This is a genomic window from Bradyrhizobium sp. CB1015, assembly GCF_025200925.1.
GTDB lineage: Bacteria > Pseudomonadota > Alphaproteobacteria > Rhizobiales > Xanthobacteraceae > Bradyrhizobium.
The window spans coordinates 2,587,899-2,602,917 of sequence record NZ_CP104174.1 but is presented as its reverse complement, the minus strand read 5'-3'; the positions used below and the strand labels follow the sequence as shown (position 1 = coordinate 2,602,917).

The 15,019-nt window shown below is 64.7% G+C and carries 18 protein-coding genes; 4 read left to right on the top strand and 14 right to left on the bottom strand.

Annotated features, from left to right (window positions below; translation table 11 throughout):
- Nucleotides 1–11: 11 nt before the first annotated feature.
- The 14 genes from flgH to motA form a co-directional block, all read right to left on the bottom strand.
- Nucleotides 12–713 (bottom strand): flagellar basal body L-ring protein FlgH, encoded by a 702-nt coding sequence (gene flgH / locus N2604_RS11800; RefSeq protein WP_260374816.1) that lies wholly within the window; start codon nt 711–713, stop codon nt 12–14.
- Nucleotides 714–1,475, bottom strand: a complete 762-nt coding sequence (locus N2604_RS11795) for a MotE family protein (protein WP_260374815.1) — start codon at nt 1,473–1,475, stop codon at nt 714–716. It abuts the gene before it with no gap.
- Nucleotides 1,476–1,542: 67 nt separating this feature from the next.
- Entirely contained in the window at nt 1,543–2,673 is a 1,131-nt protein-coding gene (flgI, locus tag N2604_RS11790) for a flagellar basal body P-ring protein FlgI (RefSeq protein ID WP_260374814.1), read from the bottom strand.
- Nucleotides 2,670–3,146, bottom strand: a complete 477-nt coding sequence (gene flgA, locus N2604_RS11785) for a flagellar basal body P-ring formation chaperone FlgA (protein ID WP_260374813.1) — start codon at nt 3,144–3,146, stop codon at nt 2,670–2,672. Before flgA ends, flgI begins: the two co-directional genes overlap by 4 nt.
- A 13-nt stretch (nt 3,147–3,159) precedes the next feature.
- A complete protein-coding gene (flgG, locus tag N2604_RS11780) occupies nt 3,160–3,948 on the bottom strand; it encodes a flagellar basal-body rod protein FlgG (protein WP_172786960.1) in 789 nt (262 codons plus the stop codon).
- 18 nt (nt 3,949–3,966) lie between these two features.
- A complete protein-coding gene (locus tag N2604_RS11775; protein ID WP_260374812.1) occupies nt 3,967–4,296 on the bottom strand; it encodes a flagellar hook-basal body complex protein FliE in 330 nt (109 codons plus the stop codon).
- 2 nt (nt 4,297–4,298) lie between these two features.
- Nucleotides 4,299–4,715: a flagellar basal body rod protein FlgC gene (flgC, locus tag N2604_RS11770; protein ID WP_260374811.1), complete on the bottom strand. Its 417-nt coding sequence runs from the start codon at nt 4,713–4,715 to the stop codon at nt 4,299–4,301.
- An 11-nt stretch (nt 4,716–4,726) separates the two neighbouring features.
- Nucleotides 4,727–5,128: a flagellar basal body rod protein FlgB gene (flgB, locus tag N2604_RS11765; protein ID WP_260374810.1), complete on the bottom strand. Its 402-nt coding sequence runs from the start codon at nt 5,126–5,128 to the stop codon at nt 4,727–4,729.
- A gap of 64 nt (nt 5,129–5,192) precedes the next feature.
- Nucleotides 5,193–6,278 (bottom strand): flagellar biosynthesis protein FlhB, encoded by a 1,086-nt coding sequence (flhB, locus tag N2604_RS11760; RefSeq protein ID WP_260374809.1) that lies wholly within the window; start codon nt 6,276–6,278, stop codon nt 5,193–5,195.
- 13 nt (nt 6,279–6,291) lie between these two features.
- Nucleotides 6,292–7,332, bottom strand: a complete 1,041-nt coding sequence (locus tag N2604_RS11755; protein WP_260374808.1) for a flagellar motor switch protein FliG — start codon at nt 7,330–7,332, stop codon at nt 6,292–6,294.
- A gap of 2 nt (nt 7,333–7,334) precedes the next feature.
- Nucleotides 7,335–7,709 carry a flagellar motor switch protein FliN gene (gene fliN, locus N2604_RS11750; protein WP_027572802.1) on the bottom strand — a complete coding sequence of 125 codons (375 nt, stop codon included), beginning with the start codon at nt 7,707–7,709 and terminating at the stop codon, nt 7,335–7,337.
- Between the two features lie 76 nt (nt 7,710–7,785).
- Complete coding sequence (locus tag N2604_RS11745) at nt 7,786–8,100, bottom strand: hypothetical protein (RefSeq protein WP_260374807.1); 315 nt, start codon at nt 8,098–8,100, stop codon at nt 7,786–7,788.
- Nucleotides 8,081–9,022, bottom strand: a complete 942-nt coding sequence (locus N2604_RS11740; RefSeq protein WP_260374806.1) for a flagellar motor switch protein FliM — start codon at nt 9,020–9,022, stop codon at nt 8,081–8,083. The genes N2604_RS11745 and N2604_RS11740 overlap by 20 nt, the downstream gene beginning before the upstream one ends.
- Nucleotides 9,019–9,915 (bottom strand): flagellar motor stator protein MotA, encoded by an 897-nt coding sequence (gene motA / locus N2604_RS11735; RefSeq protein ID WP_027572805.1) that lies wholly within the window; start codon nt 9,913–9,915, stop codon nt 9,019–9,021. The genes N2604_RS11740 and motA overlap by 4 nt, the downstream gene beginning before the upstream one ends.
- Nucleotides 9,916–10,057: 142 nt before the next feature.
- Here motA and N2604_RS11730 point away from each other — a divergent pair, with 142 nt between their 5' ends.
- From N2604_RS11730 to N2604_RS11715, 4 genes are all read left to right on the top strand, one after another.
- The gene (locus N2604_RS11730) at nt 10,058–10,846 is read left to right on the top strand and encodes a DUF1217 domain-containing protein (RefSeq protein WP_260374805.1); all 789 of its coding nucleotides are present in this window, start codon (nt 10,058–10,060) and stop codon (nt 10,844–10,846) included.
- Between the two features lie 3 nt (nt 10,847–10,849).
- On the top strand, nt 10,850–11,578 hold the full coding sequence (gene flgF / locus N2604_RS11725; protein ID WP_260374804.1) for a flagellar basal-body rod protein FlgF: 729 nt from the start codon (nt 10,850–10,852) through the stop codon (nt 11,576–11,578).
- 102 nt (nt 11,579–11,680) lie between these two features.
- The gene (fliI, locus tag N2604_RS11720) at nt 11,681–13,006 is read left to right on the top strand and encodes a flagellar protein export ATPase FliI (protein ID WP_260374803.1); all 1,326 of its coding nucleotides are present in this window, start codon (nt 11,681–11,683) and stop codon (nt 13,004–13,006) included.
- Nucleotides 13,007–13,814: 808 nt separating this feature from the next.
- Complete coding sequence (locus N2604_RS11715; protein ID WP_260374802.1) at nt 13,815–14,450, top strand: MarR family winged helix-turn-helix transcriptional regulator; 636 nt, start codon at nt 13,815–13,817, stop codon at nt 14,448–14,450.
- The last annotated feature ends 569 nt before the right edge of the window (nt 14,451–15,019 follow it).

Here is a 15,019-nt window from a genome sequence, read left to right as displayed (position 1 = left end):
CGGCGCCGGTCTCAGAACGGTGCCACGGCATCATAGATCCGGTGTCCCCATCCAGGCTGCTGCACGTCCGACAGATTTCCGCGCCCGCCATAGGACACGCGCGCCTCGGCGATCTTGTCGTAGGAGATCGTGTTGGCCCGCGAGATATCACGCGGACGCACGATGCCGCCGACGTTGAGCACGCGCATCTCCGTGTTGACGCGAAATTCCTGCGAACCGCTGATCATCATGTTGCCGTTCGGCAGCACGTCGGTGACGATGGCCGCGATCGACAGCTTGATATCCTCGGTGCGGTCGATCTGGCCGTTGCCCTTGATCTGGGTGTTGGTGCTGAGATTGGCGTTGGCCTGGCCCGTGTCGTTCCATCCGGCGACGTCCATCAGCCAGTCGAGCCCGAACTTGACCTGCGAATCGCGCGAGCGGCCGGTCTTGTTGTCGAGCTTGGCCTTGTCCTGCATCGAGATGATCACCGTCACGACATCGCCGGTGCGGCGGGCGCGGGGATCGCGGTAAAGATCGGTGCCGTCGTCCCAGGTGGAGCGGTAGCTGACCGGCGTGCGCATGCGCGGCGTCACCGGGATCGGGTCGGCCTGCATCCGCAGGCCGCTGCCGACAGGCGACATCTGCGGACCGATCAGGACTTCGGCCGGATCATGGTAGCACCCGGCCAGGAGCACCGATGCCGCAAGGAGGGAGAGGATCGGCTGGTTCATCTATTTGCTCTTTCCGTCGTCCACGCGACGCATGCCGCCGAGCAGGTCGGCGAGGTGCGCCGCGCGTGCCGTGTCCATCTCGTTGAAGATCGCGCTCGAGCTGCGTGGGCTGAGCTTGGCGAGCACGGCGGCGGCGGTCTCGTCGGCCATGCCGGCGATCTGGGTCGCCGCAGCTTCGGGCTTCATGCGCGAATAGATCTCGACGACGCTGGCTTCGGCCTTTTTCAGGAAGTCGTCGCGCAGCGCCATCCACTTCTCGTATTCGACGCGCTTGGCCTCGACTTCGGCGATGCGCTCACGCAGCAGGCTCTCGGCCTTCTCAAGCTCCTTGAGCTGCCAAGACAGCCTGGCGTCGACGGCGGGATCGGCGACGTTGCTGCAGAACAGGGCGATGTCGTTGTCGGGGGCCGGCGCAGCCTGCGGCGGTGCAGGCTTCGGCGCCGTGACGCTGCCGGGCTTGGCCGGACGGACCGGCGCGGGCGCAGTTGTCGGTGTCTCCGGAGCCGGCACAGCACCGGTGACGACGGCGCCCGAATCTTCAGCCGCCCATGCCGTCGCCCGGACCGAAGCATTGTCGCCAGGTATCGCGCTGGCGGGCGGCTGCGGCTTCTGCGGTCCGCCGGCGCGGGCGCGGGCGAAGGAGAGCAGGTTGAGCGGTTTCGACGGCTTGGCCTCGTCCAGGGCGAGCACCGGCGAGACGCTCGCGAGCATTGTTGCCGCGGCCAGCAGGAGGAGTTTGGCTTTGTGATCCAGCTTCAGCATCGGGCCGCGCGCGATTCTCGCTTCAGACCTGAGCATTGAGCGACCAAGCTTGCACGACGCTTGCGCATCATTGCACGATGACGTCGGCCTGGAGCGCGCCTGCCGTCTTGATCGCCTGGAGGATCGCGATGATTCCTGATGGCTTCAGGCCGATCTGGTTCAGCCCGCGCACCAGGCGCTGGAGATCGACCCCGCTCAGGATCGCCACCTGCGATCCCGCCTCGTTGGCTTCGACCACGGTCTGCGGGACGACCACCGTCTGTCCTCGCGAGAACGGCGCCGGCTGCGACACAACCGGCATCTCCGTGACGCGAACCGTCAGATTGCCGTGGGTCACGGCAACGGTCGAGATCCGCACGTCGCGCCCGATCACGACCGTGCCGGTGCGTTCGTTGATCACGACCCGCGCCGGCGTGTCCGGCTCGACCACCAATTCGCCGATCTCGGCGAGGAAGCGAACAGGGCCGACATGACGCGGCTTCGACAGCACGATGGTGCGGTAGTCGCGCTCGAACGCGATCTGCGCCCGGTAGCGACCGCCGGCGTAGCGGTTGACGGCGTCGAGGATGCGCGTTGCGGTGACGAAGTCGGGGTTCTTCAGCTGGAGCACCAGGAACTCCATCTCGTGGAGGCTTCCCTGCACCGCGCGTTCGACCAGCGCACCGTTCGGGATGCGTCCGGCCGTCGGCGTGCCCTGGCTGACGCTCTGCGCCTGGCCTCCGACGCTGTAGCCGGCAACCGTGATCGCGCCCTGCGCCACCGCGTAGACCGCGCCGTCCGCCGCGCGCAGCGACGTCATGACCAGCGTGCCGCCGAGCAGCGACGTCGCATCGCCGAGTGACGACACGGTGACGTCCATGCGCTCGCCGGGCCCGATCGAGGGCGGAAGGTCCGCCGTCACCATCACCGCTGCGACGTTGCGCGTACGCAGCGTGGTCGGACGCGGGGGGTTGTTCGTGCTCGTGGTCTCGTTCCTGACGTTGATGCCCATGTTCTCGAGCATCGATTGCAGGGACTGTTCGGTGAACGGCGCGTTGCGCAGCGTGTCGCCAGTGCCGTTGAGGCCGATGACGAGGCCGTAGCCGACGATCTGGTTTTCGCGCAGACCCTTGATGTCCGCGATGTCCTTGATGCGGACGGCGGCCTCGGCGCTGGCGGCCGACACCAGCAGCATGAGCGCAAGCAGGAGCCTGGTCATGATCCGTCCATAACCTTGACGCTGCCGTCCGGCTGGACGACGCCCCTGATGATCACGCCGCTGTCCGTATTGCGCACGGGGATCAGCGCGCCGGCCGCCCCCGACTGCATCGCCGAGCCGTAAGTGACGATGGACAGGCCACTGTCCTCGACCACGACCTTGACCATGGCGCCGCGCGCGACGGTCCAGGGATCCTCCACCGCATTGGTCGGAATCGGCTGGCCCGGCAACAGCGCACGCCGCGCCATGCGACCGACCAGGACCTGACGTCCCTCGATGAACATGGCGACGCCGAGCAGGCTCGGCGCGAAGGCGCGCTCGGTGATCATCTCCTCGCGGATCAGCTCGCCGGCGCGGATCGAGACGGCGGGCACGGGAAGCCGCTTCTCCTCGGCCGCGGCGACCCGCGCCGCGACGAGAACCAGCAGCACGGCGGCCAACCCGCGCACGATCAGGCCTACCCTGTTCAACATCGAGACACCGGAACTAGCGCATGCCCTTCGACACCGTCTGGGCCATTTCATCCGAGGCCTGGATGACCTTGGCATTCATTTCGTAGGCACGCTGCGCCGAGATCAATTCGGTGATTTCCTTGACCGGGTCGACGTTCGAGGCTTCGAGATATTTCTGGTTGATCTTGCCATACCCGGCATCGCCGGGCAGACCGACGACCGGCGTGCCGGATGCCGTGGTCTCCTTGTAGAGATTGCCGCCCAGCGGTTCGAGGCCCGCTTCGTTGGCGAAATTGGCGAGGTTGAGCTGGCCGATCTGCCTCGGATTCACTTCCGTGTCGAGCTTGGCAAACACCTGGCCAGTGGCGTTGACGGTGACCTCCACCGTTCCCTGCGGCACCGTGATCGCGGGGTCCAGCAGGTAGCCGTCAATGGTGACGAGCTGGCCGTTGGCATTGGTGTTGAACGAGCCGGCACGGGTGTATTGCACCTCGTTGTTGGGTCCGAGCACCTGAAACCAGCCGCGGCCGTTGATCGCGAGATCGTAGGGATTGCCGGTCTGCGTCAGCGCGCCCTGGATGTGCAGCTTGCGGATCGCAGCGGACTTGACGCCGAGGCCGAGATTGGCGCCTTCCGGAATCGGCGAGGAGCCGTTGGTGTTCGCGACGCCCTGCATGCGGTCCATCTGGTAGAACAGATCGGTGAACTCCGCACGCGCCCGTTTGTAGGAGGTGGAGTTGATGTTGGCGATGTTGTTCGCGATGACTTCGATGTTGGTCTGCTGGGCGTTCATGCCCGTGGCCGCAATGGCGAGCGATTTCACTTGTCTCACTCCTTCAGATCAAATCGACATCCGAACGACTTCCTGGTAGGCCTGGACGACCTTGTCGCGAACCGCGACCGCCGTCTGCAGGGCCTGCTCGGCCGACATCAGCGCCTCCACGACGCGGCGCGTCGATTCCTTGCCCTGCATTGCCGAGATCGATGCCGCTTCGCCCGCCTTCAGCGTCCCGATCGCGTCGGACGTCACCTGCTTCATCACCGATTCGAAGCCGACATCGTCACTGGCCTGGACCGACGTTGTCGCGGCAGGCGACACGGCCCGCGTCTCGGTCGCGCGGCTCGCCGCTTGCCCTGCGGAAATCGCGGTGGATGAAATCGCTTCAAGCATGGTCAGCTCCTCAGGAGGTCGATGCTCATGCCGAGCATGGACCTCACCTGCTTCACGACCTGGAGATTGGCTTCATAGGAGCGGTTGACTTCCCGCATGTCGGCCATCTCGATCATCATGTTCACGTTCGGCAGCTTCACGTAGCCGGCCTTGTCGGCGGCGGGATGCCCCGGATCGTACTCGACGCGATAGGGCGTGGTGTCGACCCCGATCTCCTTGACCTTCGCGAGCTGCGCGCCCGAGGCGCGGTCCATCGCCGCATCGAAGGTGATGGTCTTGCGCTGATAGGGATCGGCGCCGGCGCTGCGCCCCGTCGAGGTGGCGTTCGCGAGGTTTTCCGAGACGATGCGCATGCGCGTCGACTGCGCTTCGAGCCCGGAGCTTGCGACCGTCAGAGAGGCGCTCAGTGAATCCAGCATGTCAGTTCACCTCAGGCCTTTGCGCTCGACAGGACCATGCGGTGAAACGACCGCACGATCGCCGCGTTCATCGAATAGTCGCGATTGACGTCGTTGCCCTTGATCATTTCCTGCTCGAGGCTGACGGAGTTGCCGGAGTGAACCACTTCCCAGCTGTCCTTCTTCGCGGTCGCCCGCGTATCGGTCTCGGCCGCGGACAATTGCATGTGCGAGGGCGACGTCGTCGCAAGCCTGACCGGCATGCCGTCGAGCACCTTGCCGAACGGCTCGACGTCGCGCGCCCGAAAGCCCGGCGTGTTGGCGTTGGCGACGTTGGTGGCGATGGTCGACTGACGCAGCTCGAGATAGCGCGCCTGCGACGATGCGAGTTCGAAGAGGTAAAGCGGTCCCACGACGGCCCCATTCTGATCCATTCGGGACGAGCCTAGGGCGTTAAGCTTTCGTCAAGCTGTTGCACGAAGCAGCATCTTCGCAAATCTATCGGACGTTCTCGGGTCGCGGCGCCTGCTTGGATTGGAGGAAGTAGATGATCTCGGCGACGGGCCGGAAGAACTCCGCCGGAATCACCTGATCGACCTGAACCGCCTCGTAGAGCGCGCGCGCGAGCGCCTTGTTTTCGATGACGGGAATTCGGTTCTGCTCGGCAACCTCGCGGATCTTCAGCGCGATCACGTCCATGCCCTTGGCCACGACCAGCGGCGCGGCGCTTTCCTCGCGCTTGTAGCGCAGCGCGATCGCGAAGTGCGTCGGGTTGGCGATCACCAGCGTCGCACGCGAGGCCGAGGCGATCATGCGTTGGCGCGACCGGTCGCGCGCCAGCGAGCGCAGGCGCGCCTTGATCAGGGGGTCGCCTTCCGCCTGCTTGTGCTCGTCCTTGATCTCCTGCTTGGTCATGCGCAGCTCGCGCCGCCAATGGAAGCGCGCCCAGGCGAGATCGATCGCCACCAGGACGATGGTTGCGATGCAGATCGCCGAGACGATGCGCATCGCGATGTTGAGGATCATCTCCGGCAACGCAACCGGATCGGTGTACATCGCCTCGAACGCCTTCGCTTCGGATGCGCGCAGCACGAAGGCGACGACGGCGGTCACCGCGCCGAGCTTGAACAGCGACTTGGCGAACTCGATCAGGCCCTGCGTTCCGAACAACCGGCTCCAGCCGCTGACGGGAGAGATTCGCGACAAGTCAGGCTTGATGCGCTCGAACACCAGGCGCGGCGCGTTCTGCAGCAGCGAGGCGGCGAGCCCAAACACAACGAGGATGACGACCAGCGGCACCAGGAACCGCAGGGCCTGCAGGCCGACCACGGTGAGCAGGTTCTGCGCGTCCGCACCGGTAGAGAGCGGGAAGCCCTCGGGATCGTCGAGCAGGCTCTTCAGCGTCGGCGTCAATTGCTGCACGCCCTGCCCGATCAGGAACGCCTGGATCACCATCAGCGCGGCCATCGAGGCGAAAATGGAGGCCTCCCGAGAGACCGGAATCTTGCCCTGTTCGAGCGCATCGCGGACTTTCTTCTCGGTCGGCTCTTCTGTCTTGCTCTCCTGATCGGATGTTTCTGCCATGCCCGTTCAGCGGTCAGCGGAAGACCAGCTCATTCTCCTGCTCGGGGTTGAGCTCGATTTCCCCCTTCTCTGCCAGCTCGAGCGCAAGGTCGGTAATCACGCGTCGTGCCTCCAGCACGTCGCGCTGGTTGGACGGCTCGCCGATGGCGAGCTCGTGCTCGACGACGCGGCGGACGCGCGAGGCGACCGAGGACAGGATCAGCTCGCGGAAGTTCTTGTCGGTGCCCTTCAGCGCCACGACGATGCGATCGGTCGGCACCTGATCGAAGATCATGGTGCGCGCCTTCGGCGTCAGGTTGACCACGTCGTCGAAGGTGAACAGCAGCTCCTTCAGCACCTCCGCCGACTTCGGCCGCTTCTCCGACAGGCTCTTCAGCATGTCCTCGATGTGGCCGCGTTCCATCTTGTTGATGATGTCGGCGACGCGGGCATAGGTGTCGGCGCCGAGATTGCGGGCGAAGTTCAGCGTCAGATCCTCATGCAGGGTCTTCTCGATGATGCGCATGGCGTCGTCGACGATCGGCTTGAGGCTCAGAACGCGCCGCATCAGCTCGTTGCGCAGGCTCGAGGGCAGCTGGCTCATGACCTTGGCGGCGCAGGCCGGCTTGACCTTGGACAGGATCAGCGCCGCGGTCTGCGGATGCTCCTTGGACAGGTAGCTCGCCAGCGAGTTTTCCGACACCGACGAGACGCGGTCCCACACCGAGCGGCTCGAATTGCCGAGCAGATCCGACATGATCTGCGAGACCTGGTCGGCCGGCAGCACGTCGCCGAGCACGGCCTCCAGACCGCCGAGCGTGCCGAGGATGTTCGCGCCCATCGAGAACTGCTGAGCGAACTCCTCGACGATACCCTCGAGCTCCTGCGCCGTGATCGGCCGCAGCTCCGCCGCCGCCTTGGTGACGATGCGGATCTCCTGCGGCTCGAACTGCTGCAGCACGCTCGCCGCCGCCTGCCGGCCCATGGCCAGCAGAAGCGCGGCGACCTTTTCCGTGCCGCCCAGCGTGGTAACGCCTCGCTGCTTGACGGGAGCGATGCCGACCGGTGCCGCCATGGTCAGGTATCACCCTGCCCCAACGGCCCCACGATCTCCGTGAGCGAGACGCCGAAGCGGGAATTGTCCTCTTCGACGACGACCACCTCGCCGCGGGCGACGATGCGGCCGTTGACGACGACGTCGACGGGCTCACCGACCCGGTGATCGAGCGGAACCACCGCGCCGCGTCCGAGCTTCATCAGGTTCGCCACCGGAATGGTCGCCGATCCCAGCACCACCTGCATGGTGACGGGAATGCGCAAGATAGCGTCGACATTGGCGAACTTGCCGGTCTCCTCGGCCGTGCGCTGGGCGATCTCGGCCAGGCGTTCCAGCGGTGACGTCTCGGCCTCGGCCGATGCAGGTGCAGACTCGTAGTCGAAGGATTGCGCCATTTGGTATCGCCTCTTGGTATTTCCGTTGCCGGAGCGCCGCGGCGTTCCGCGCCGTATTCTTCTGCCGGTCCAGGCTTCAATGCTTGTTCAGATCGGCGGTCGCCGCCGTCGCGACGGGTGCGAGCCCGCTCCGCGCGTCGAGCGCCGCGATCGCTTCGTGGGCCTGATCGATCTTCGTGCTCAGCACGTTGGCGAGCCGTCCGAGATTTGCGGTGGAATCGTGCGCCGCGGTGATGACCGTGTCGAAGGCGCCCGCGGTCTCGTGCACGATGGTCGAGAATTCGCCCTGATAGCTGCGCAACCGCGCCAGCTCGCGGTGCATCCTGGTCACCCGCATGCTGGTGAAGGCGAGCGCGACCAATAGCACGATATCAACGAGATAAGATATCATCGACGAACTCCCGCTTCTGATCGACGGGATCTGCCACCTGCATGGCGTAGTAGCCATCAAGCTGGCCGATCTGACACCAGAACAACACCTGATTGTTGCTTTCGAGCCGGGCCAGCGTGCGCGGCGTGGCCTCGAGCTCGAGCACCTGCCCGACCTTGAACTTCACGACGTCGCCGAGCGTCACCATCTTCTCGTCGAGCACGGCGCTGAGCGTCACCTCGGTCCGCTGCACCTCGCTTTCCATCTGCTCGCGCCAGCGTGGATCGGCGGCGCGACCGTCGCTGACGACGACGTGAGCGAGCTTCTGGCGCAGCGGATTGAGCGCGGAGTGCGGAATGATGAGGAACATCTGGCCGCCGCGGTAGAGCGCCTGCAGCATGATATTCGCGCAGATCGACATGTTGCCGCTCCGCCCGATCGCGAGCGAGGCCATCGCCGTCTCGACGCGCTCGACGCGAAAGGTCACGTTTGAAGTGCCGGCGAAGGCGGATTGCAGCGCCTTGGCGAACCGCTCGAACAGAGCCTGGACCAGGCGGAGCTCGATGTTGGAGAACGAGCGCTCGACGTCGAGCGGCGGCTCGGCGCCGTCGGAGCCGAACATCGCCTCGACCATCGTGAACACGAAGTCACGATCGAGCATGATGATGATGCGGGAGTCCCACTGCTCGGCATAGAGCACCGCCGCGACCGCGTTGGCCTCGTAGTCCTTGATGATATCGCCGACACGGTCGTTGGTGATGCCGTTGACCGAGAAATAGCAGGGCGTTCCAGCCATCGGCTGCAGGCTGTCGGTGCACGATGCCGCCATGCGATCGAAGATCACATTGAGCATCGGCATACGCTCGATCGATATGCCGGCAGCGTCCAGCAGATAGTTCGGCAGCTGCTTGCGCTGATCGACTTCGGCGTCTTCCATCATCATGCGCGCGCCGCCTTGGGTTCAGCGTCGGCAACGACGGCCTTGGGACCCGCGATCGTCTCGTTCTCGACGACGTCGATCGAGGGACGTTCGCTACTCGAGATCATCTTGCGGCCGTGTTCGACGGCGATCTGCGGCATGGCGCCGTTCATGAACGCCAGCAGCGTCTGCTTGACGATGATGTAGGGCCGGCACTTCTTCTCGCGCGTCATCTTGATCTTGATCGCGAAGGGCGAAATGATGCCGTAAGATAGAAAGATGCCGGCGAATGTGCCGACGAGGGCGGCGCCGATGAAGCCGCCCAGCAGCTTTGGCGATTGGTCGAGCGCGCCCATCGCCTTGATGACGCCGAGCACCGCAGCGACGATGCCGAGGGCCGGCATCGCCTCCGAGACCGTCACCAGCGCATGGTAAGGAGCCAGCTTGCCCTTCACGATGGTGTGAATCTCCTCGTCCATCAGCGCCTCGATCTCGTGCGTGCGCGCATTGCCCATGATGATGAGACGGACGTAATCGCAGATGAACTGCAGCAACGAGGGGTCGCCGAGCACGCTGGGAAATGCCTTGAAGATCTCGGACGACGAGGGATCGTCGATATGCGCCTCCACCTCGTTGCGGCCCTTGCCCCGTAGCTCACGCATCAAAGCGTGCAGCGCACCGAGCAGATCGAGGTAATAGCGCTGTCCCGGCACCGCGTTGGTGATGGCCTGCATGCAGGCGACCCCGCTGTCGACGACCGTCTTCCACGGATTGGCCAGGATGAAGGTGCCGACCGCAGTGCCTATGATGATGACGAATTCCCATGGCTGCATGAGCACGGCCAGGTGCCCGCCCATGGCGGCAAAACCGCCGAGCAGCGCCGCTACCGTGATGAAAATCCCCACGAAACTGCCCAACGCGCCGCTCCATCGCCGATCCCACCGGGAATAACTAGTCGGCGACGCTTGCGCGAAGCTGGCTTCTTCGTCGCCAGCCCCGCGCAAGCAATTGGCGGCAGCTTGAAGCGGCGTCGCAACGGCGGCCAGAGGGGCGCGTGTCATGCTATCCACCATCGCGGACTATACCAGGCTGACCAAGGACATGGGCAAGTCGCTGACGCAGGTCGCGCAGCAGCCGGATGTCAGCCGCGAGACCGATTATTTCCTCAGCCATATCGGCAAGGTGAAGACCATCGACGATTTCCTGAAGGACTATCGCCTCTACTCCTATGCGATGAAGGCCTATGGCCTCAGCGACATGACCTACGCCAAGGCGTTCATGCGCAAGGTGCTGACCGAGGGGGTCGCGAGCAAGGACGCCTTTGCCAACAAGCTGACCGACGCCCGCTACCGGCAATTCGCAAGCGCCTTCAACTTCGCCGCACTCGGCGACAAGGCGACCCAGACCGCCGCGGCCACGACCGGCACGGCAACCCAGTTCGTCACGCAGACGATGGAGGAGAAGGCCGGCGACCAGAACGAAGGCCTGCGATTGGCGCTGTATTTCACGCGCAAGGCTTCCACGATCGCGACCGCCTACCAGGTCCTCGCCGACAAGGCGCTGACGCAGGTGGTGCAGACCGCGCTCGGCCTGCCGGCGACGATCAGCTCGGCCGACATCGACGCCCAGGCCAAGATGATCGCGGACAGGATCAATCTCGCCGACTTCCAGGACCCGGCCAAGGTGACCAAGTTCGTGCAGCGCTTTGCGGCGATGTGGGATGCGACCCAGGCTAAGGACGACAGCTCGGCCAATCCCGCGCTGATCCTGATCGCCGGCGCCGCGACGTCGGTCAGCATGGACACCAACGTGCTCGCGACGCTTCAGAACATCAAGTTCAACAGGTAAGTCATGCAATCGGCTCTCTATGTGGGATTGTCGGCGCAGGTCGCCCTCGAAAAGCGCCTCCAGACGATCGCCAACAACGTCGCCAACGTCAACACGGCGGCGTTCCGCACCGACGTGGTGAAGTTCGAGACCGTGCTGTCCAAGGCGGGCCCGACGCCGGTGGCGTTCTCCTCGCCCGGCGACAACATCATCTCGCGTGAGATGGGCAACATCACCGAGAGCGGCAACCCGCTCGACGTCGCCGTGGTCGGCCAGGGCTGGATCGCCTTCGCCGGTCCGAACGGCACGGTCTACACGCGCGACGGAAGGCTCCAGATCGCCCCCAACGGCGATCTTCAGACCGTGAGCGGCTTCCCGATCGTCGATTCCGGCGGCGCGCAGATCACGCTCGACCCGAACGGCGGACCGATCTCGATCGCGCGCAGCGGCGCGATCATCCAGGACAACAACGAGATCGGCACGATCGGCCTGTTCAACATTCCGGCCGACGCCAATCTCGAACGCTACGGCAATTCCGGCGTGACTCCCGACCGGCCTGCGACCGCCATCGCCGATTTCTCCCGGGACGGCTTCAAGCAGGGTTATGTCGAGGGTTCCGGCGCCAATCCGATGATGGAATTGACCAAGCTGATCGCGGCCTCGCGCGCCTTCGACGGCACCACCTCGATGATCGAGGGCACCGAGAGCTCGCTGCAGAACGCGATCCGGACGCTCGGCGAACCCGGCAAGTAGAGTGTGCCGCGCGCTTTGGGTTGTTGTTTAAGCATGATCTTTTCGGAAAACCGCTGCACACTTTTCCGGATCATGCTTCAGGATTGAGGTTGGACGGTTTCCTTGAACGCTCTTCGGCAACTCGAGTGGGCGCTGCTGGAGCTTCAGCAGAGCACTCCCCTGGCAAGCGTCAGCGGCGCGATCTCCGAGGTCGCGCCGACGCATTTCCGCGTCTCGGGCCTGTCGCGCTTCGTCAGGCTCGGCGAGCTCATCGGCGTCAATTCGGCCGGCAAGCGCCAGATCGGCGAGGTGGTGCGGATCGATAGCGACGGCATCATTGCCAAGCCGTTCGACCGGCAATTTGGCGGCGGGCTCGGCTCGGCGGCCTACCGCATGCCGCCGCTGTCCTTTGCGCCCGATCCGAGCTGGAAGGGCCGCGTCATCAACGCCCTCGGCGCGCCGCTCGACGGACTGGGGCCGCTCACCCAGGGATCCCAGGCGGTCTCGGCGGAGGCGGAGGCGCCGTCGGCCATGAAGCGCGGACGCGTGCACAAGCCGCTGCGCACCGGCGTGCGCGTCATCGATCTGTTCGCGCCGATCTGCGCCGGCCAGCGCGTCGGCATCTTTGCCGGATCGGGCGTCGGCAAATCGACGCTGCTTGCGATGCTCGCCCGCAGCCAGGGCTTCGACACCGTCGTGCTGGCCCTGGTCGGCGAGCGCGGCCGCGAGGTGCGCGAGTTCATCGAGGACGTGCTGGGCAACGACCGTCATCGCGCTGTCACAATCGTGTCGACGGGCGACGAAAGCCCGATGATGCGGCGGCTGGCGCCGAAGACGGCGATGGCGGTCGCCGAATATTTCCGCGACCGCGGCGAATCGGTCCTGCTGATGGTCGATTCGATCACCCGTTTTGCCCACGCCGCCCGCGAGGTCGCGCTCGCAGCAGGCGAGCCGGCCGTGGCGCGCGGCTACGCGCCGACGGTGTTCACCGATCTGCCGCGCCTGCTCGAGCGCGCCGGCCCGGGCGAGGAGGGATCCGGCACCATCACCGGGATCTTCTCCGTGCTGGTCGACGGCGACGATCACAACGAACCGATCGCCGACACCATCCGCAGCACGCTCGATGGACACATCGTGCTCTCCAGGCACATCGCCGACCAGGCGCGCTATCCGGCGGTCGACGTTCTGGCCTCGGTCTCCCGCCTTGCCCACAACGTCTGGGACCCGGAGGAGCGCGAATTGGTGAGCAAGCTGCGCGCAATGATCGCGAAATACGAGGACACGCGCGACCTTCGCCTGATGGGCGGCTATCAGCCGGGGCGTGATTCGAGCCTCGATCAGGCGGTCGAGATGGTTCCGCGAATCTACAGCGCGATGCGGCAGGGCGCTTCGGCCCCGCCGAGCGCCGATCCGTTCCGCGAGCTTCGGGACATGCTCAAGGGCGACTGACGGATTGAGAGGGCGAGGCGCCTGCCGTGCCCGTGGTTTTCGACAAGAGATTGCGCATGTCGCTACGCTTCCAGCGCATGCGCGTGCACACCGGTCACCGATTTTCCACGTGAGCGAATTCACCCGTTCGGGTGAGCACAAACGCTCGAGCGCGGCGCAAGCGATCGAAGGGTCGATTCTGCAAGCACGGCGGGAACAACCGCCACGTGTAATTCCAATGAGTTCCCTCGACGATTCCTCGGCAGAACGCGCAAGTTGTGGATGACATGCCGCCAAACGCCGTCGTGATGCACAAGCTTCGATCAATTTGCATCAACGCCAGACAATAACGTGCCGTGCAATCAAACTCTCACAATGCCGAGTGCATATTGCTCGCCGCGCAGTGTATTGCGTTCACTATCATGTGTCCCGAACAGCGAGAAAGTCTTGAACGTTACATTCGCCTGCAACGACATCCAGTCTGCGAGAGGGTCTGTACTTGATTTTGTTGAGAAGCTCATCCATCGTTTTGGTTGAGTAAAAGAAACGTCTGCTTGTGACTTGAACTTTTGGGGGCTTCGGTTGAGCTACTCCGGTCCACCGTTTGCCGGCGACGGCAACCCGAGCTCCCGCGCGACGACGACGCTGTTGGCATGCCATCAGCGCTACGGCATCTCGCTCCGGACGATGCGGCGCTCATCGGGTCAGGTCGAGCGCGTTGCGATCCCTGCCTTTGTGCGAGAGTTCGGCCCGACTTGGTCGTCTGACACTCAGGGCGCAAAGCGGCTTCGGGACGCTGCAGACGAAGTTCCGGGGACGAGGTAGATTCATGCCATTGGCGCGGGAAGCCGTCGAGCTGCTGGTTCAGGCGGCGCGGGCTTGGTATTTCGAGGGCAATCAGCATGGATTGCGCGATCGGGAATGGATGGCGCTGCGCTTTCTCGGGCGCGCCAACAGGTTTTCGCGCACGCCGTCGGCACTGGCCGGCTTTATCGGCGCGACACGAGCGACTGCCTCGCAGATCGTGAAGACTCTGGAGAGCAAGTCGTTCCTGGTGCGCAAGCCGTCGCACGAGGACAAGCGTTCCGTCGTCCTGCACGTCACGCCCCAGGGCGAGAAATGCCTGAGCCAGCACGACCCGATCAATCACGTGGTGAACGCGGTGACGGCGCTCGGGACCGACGAGTGCATCAGGCTGCGCGACTCTCTCCGCGAGATTCTCAATCACCTCGATGCGGCCCATCAGCGGCTCGAAGCGAGCATCTGCCGGGACTGCATGTTTCTTGCGGAGCGCGGCCCGGGGACCGGCAAGGGACGTGGAAACGCCGAATTCATGTGCCGGCTCTATCGTGCTCCGATCTCGCTCGAGGAGACCGAGCTGCTCTGCACCAGCTTCGAGCGCACGCGCGACCGCCCCAAGATCGAGCAGAATCTCGGCCGCGAGCGCATGGTGAGCCAGGGCTGAGGCCGCCAAGAAGCGCGCTCCATCAATATCGTCATTGCGGGCCACGCCGCGGCCTCTCGATTGAACAACTGCCGTCTCGGAGTACTGGATCGCCCGGTCAAGCCGGGCGATGACAGCGAGTGTGTGGTCGCAGACGAGCATATTCATCCTCGCGACTGATTTCGCCCGAGCTTTGCTTCGTCGCTCCACCCTCTTGAGGCAAGAGGGCACAGGGAAGGCCGGGTGCCGGCTGGCACCCACGGTCCGCTGTGCGCGTGTAGCGCAAAAGGAATTGCACAGCGGCATACAGGTGAAGCCGTACACACGGCCTTCCCTGCGCAGTGGTCGGACGGCTTATGCCGCGCTCTCCCGGGAGCCGAGTTCCTTCTGGCCTCCCTCACCCCTGCGAATTGACGATGCCGTCCGCCCGGTTGGGCTCGCGCGCATCTTCGAAGGGCTTGGCCGTAGCAACGACGGCCAGGACCACACGGTTTTGCCGTACGCGCGGCTCGCATGTTCGCCGCAGGGTTCTCCCGCGCTGTCGACGTCACGGGAGAAGTGCTGGCGAGACGAGCCTTACAGCGCCGCTC

Bases quoted from the DNA above. Each gene is read 5' to 3' on its own strand.
- flgB (WP_260374810.1), bottom strand. From the start codon at position 5,128: ATGGATCAGAATGGGGCCGTCGTGGGACCGCTTTACCTCTTCGAACTC.
- flgA (WP_260374813.1), bottom strand. From the start codon at position 3,146: ATGTTGAACAGGGTAGGCCTGATCGTGCGCGGGTTGGCCGCCGTGCTG.
- N2604_RS11745 (WP_260374807.1), bottom strand. From the start codon at position 8,100: ATGATATCTTATCTCGTTGATATCGTGCTATTGGTCGCGCTCGCCTTC.
- N2604_RS11755 (WP_260374808.1), bottom strand. From the start codon at position 7,332: ATGGCGGCACCGGTCGGCATCGCTCCCGTCAAGCAGCGAGGCGTTACC.
- N2604_RS11795 (WP_260374815.1), bottom strand. From the start codon at position 1,475: ATGCTGAAGCTGGATCACAAAGCCAAACTCCTCCTGCTGGCCGCGGCA.
- fliN (WP_027572802.1), bottom strand. From the start codon at position 7,709: ATGGCGCAATCCTTCGACTACGAGTCTGCACCTGCATCGGCCGAGGCC.
- N2604_RS11775 (WP_260374812.1), bottom strand. From the start codon at position 4,296: ATGCTTGAAGCGATTTCATCCACCGCGATTTCCGCAGGGCAAGCGGCG.
- flgF (WP_260374804.1), top strand. From the start codon at position 10,850: ATGCAATCGGCTCTCTATGTGGGATTGTCGGCGCAGGTCGCCCTCGAA.
- flgH (WP_260374816.1), bottom strand. From the start codon at position 713: ATGAACCAGCCGATCCTCTCCCTCCTTGCGGCATCGGTGCTCCTGGCC.
- N2604_RS11730 (WP_260374805.1), top strand. From the start codon at position 10,058: ATGCTATCCACCATCGCGGACTATACCAGGCTGACCAAGGACATGGGC.
- N2604_RS11740 (WP_260374806.1), bottom strand. From the start codon at position 9,022: ATGATGATGGAAGACGCCGAAGTCGATCAGCGCAAGCAGCTGCCGAAC.
- flgI (WP_260374814.1), bottom strand. From the start codon at position 2,673: ATGACCAGGCTCCTGCTTGCGCTCATGCTGCTGGTGTCGGCCGCCAGC.
- N2604_RS11715 (WP_260374802.1), top strand. From the start codon at position 13,815: ATGCCATTGGCGCGGGAAGCCGTCGAGCTGCTGGTTCAGGCGGCGCGG.
- flhB (WP_260374809.1), bottom strand. From the start codon at position 6,278: ATGGCAGAAACATCCGATCAGGAGAGCAAGACAGAAGAGCCGACCGAG.
- flgC (WP_260374811.1), bottom strand. From the start codon at position 4,715: ATGCTGGATTCACTGAGCGCCTCTCTGACGGTCGCAAGCTCCGGGCTC.